The organism is Bradyrhizobium sp. (assembly GCF_019242285.1).
Classification (GTDB): Bacteria; Pseudomonadota; Alphaproteobacteria; order Rhizobiales; family Xanthobacteraceae; genus Bradyrhizobium.
Genome location: NZ_JAFAVV010000962.1, coordinates 1 through 2,336, shown reverse-complemented (window position 1 = coordinate 2,336; position 2,336 = coordinate 1). Strand labels below are relative to the sequence as shown.

The following is a 2,336-nucleotide window of genomic DNA, read 5'->3' as shown; positions in this document are numbered from 1 at the left end:
GCGCGCTGATCCAGAGCGTGGTGGCCGAGGACCGCTCCAATGCCGGCCTCACCGTCATCGTGCTCAAGACCGCCGACCAGAAAAGCCGCCTGATGCGGGTGGTGGCGCCGCTCGGCGTGCTCTTGCCCTCCGGCCTCGGGCTCAAGCTCGACAACCAGGACGTCGGCCGCGCCGGCTTCGTGCGCTGCCTGCCGAACGGCTGCGTCGCCGAGGTGATCATGGACGACAAGCTGATGGGACAATTGAAGACGGCAAAGACCGCGACGTTCATCATCTTCGAGACCCCGGAGGAAGGGATCGGGTTTCCGCTGAGCCTGAACGGGCTGTCGGAGGGATTTGACAAGCTGCCGTGAGTCGTTTCGGCGGGATGGAGCGACAGGCGATCCGAGTGATCGGATATGTGAAGCGCCGCTCGCCAAGATCACAACATCCATAGTGACGACGATCGCGGTCTCGTCATCCATAGCGACGACGATCGCGATCGTCGATCATCAGCCTCGATCAAGAAGAAGAGCGCCTCAATCGGTGCGTCATGATCCAGATGTCGCGAAACACTCAGTGGTCAAGCGACCCGTCCCCTCAAAACAACAGCCCCATCAGCAGCACGTTCACATAGAGACCATCCACCCGGATCGCGTTGCGCTGCACGCCCTCGGTGATGAAGCCGACCTTGCGGTAGAGCCGGATGGCGTTGTCGTTGTCCTGGCGGACCGTGAGCTCCACGCGCGTCAGTCCAAACGCGCGCGCGGCCTCCAGCGCGCGGTCGATCAGTTGCCGGCCGAGGCCCTTGCCGCGAAAGGGCGGCAACAGGCCCATGCCGAGCACGCCGACATGAGCGTGAACCGGCCGTGATTTCGGCAGCACGTCGCACCAGCCGACCACCTCACCCGAGGCGAGCGCCACGAACTGCGGATAGCCCTGGCGGATGATCTCCATCACGAAGGCCTGCGTCGATTCCAGCGGCGGCGCCTCCAGGAACGCCAGATAGCGCCGCTCGCGCGCCACCAGGTCGAGCGTCCGGTGGAAGCTGTCGATGAAAGCCGGTGCGATCGGTACGATCTCGGTCATGTCGTCTGCGTCAGGATATCAGAAAGGCGCCTCGGCGGTCTCATTCCATCATTTCTGAATCCTACTGCGGTTCCGCAAGTGCGGAGAATACGCGCAACAACATGATCGCTTTGTAATCTCGAAGAGGCGCACAATCGACCGATAAGGGGTTATTAAGGTCCGAATCGGGCCCGAAGGTGGTGCGCCTTTGTTTCGCACCCCCTCGCAACCAACCGCGCAAGAGACTATCTTGGGCCGAATTTGCATGTAACGGACCAGGCGGATGAACCCCTCGACTCCACTCCTCGACCGCGCCAAGCTCGACCGTGACGCCGTACGCCGCGAGATCGCGCGCGGGCTCTCGGGCGCCGACGACGGCGAATTGTTTCTCGAATACAGCCAGACCGAAGCGTTGATGTTCGACAACGGGCGCCTGAAGCAGGCGACCTACGATACCAGCCAGGGTTTTGGCCTGCGCGCGGTGAAGGACGACGCGGTCGGTTACGCGCATTCCTCCGACGTATCGCTGCCGGCGCTGATCCGCGCGGCCGACGCCGTCCACGCCGTGCGCGGCGGCTATTCCGGCACGTTTTCGGCGCCACCGGCGCACACCAATGTGCGGCTCTATGGCGACGACAATCCGCTGGATGCGCCCGGCTTCGAGAGCAAGGTCAAGCTGCTCGGCGAGATCGATGCCTATGTCCGCCAGAAGGACCCGCGGGTGCGCCAGGTGACGGTGAGCCTGGGCGCGACCTGGCAAGTGGTCGAAATCCTCCGCCCGGACGGCGAGAGCTATCGCGACATCCGCCCGCTGGTGCGGGTCAACATTTCCGTGGTCGCAGGCGACGGCAATCGCCAGGAAAGCGGCAGCAAGGGTTATGGCGGCCGCGAAGGCTATGCGCGTTTCATCGAGACCAAGGCCTGGCGCGATGCCGCCGACGGCGCGATCCGCGAAGCGCTGGTCAATCTTGAATCGGTACCGGCGCCGGCCGGCGAAATGGATGTCGTGCTCGGGGCCGGCTGGCCCGGCGTGATGCTGCACGAAGCGGTCGGTCACGGGCTTGAAGGCGACTTCAACCGCAAGAAGACCAGCGCGTTCGCCGGCCTGATGGGCCAGCAGGTCGCCGCCAAGGGCGTCACTGTCGTGGACGACGGTACGATGGCCTCGCGCCGCGGCTCGCTGTCGATCGACGACGAGGGCACGCCGACCAACCGCACCGTGCTGATCGAGGACGGCATCCTGGTCGGCTACATGCAGGACCGCCAGAACGCGCGGCTGATGAACATGA

General features: G+C 64.4%; 3 protein-coding genes. 2 read left to right on the top strand and 1 reads right to left on the bottom strand.

The window, feature by feature from the left end; genetic code table 11:
• On the top strand, positions 1-353 hold a 353-nt coding region (locus JOY90_RS39355), incomplete at its 5' end, for an invasion associated locus B family protein (protein ID WP_291696466.1).
• Positions 354-579: 226 nt separating this feature from the next.
• Here JOY90_RS39355 and JOY90_RS39350 read toward each other — a convergent pair.
• Positions 580-1,068, bottom strand: a complete 489-nt coding sequence (locus tag JOY90_RS39350) for a GNAT family N-acetyltransferase (protein ID WP_291696465.1) — start codon at positions 1,066-1,068, stop codon at positions 580-582.
• Between the two features lie 262 nt (positions 1,069-1,330).
• On the opposite strand from JOY90_RS39350, the gene JOY90_RS39345 reads away from it, so the two are divergent.
• The coding region (locus tag JOY90_RS39345) for a metallopeptidase TldD-related protein (protein WP_291696464.1) at positions 1,331-2,336 on the top strand (1,006 nt) is incomplete at its 3' end.

Bases quoted from the DNA above. Each gene is read 5' to 3' on its own strand.
- JOY90_RS39350 (WP_291696465.1), bottom strand. From the start codon at position 1,068: ATGACCGAGATCGTACCGATCGCACCGGCTTTCATCGACAGCTTCCAC.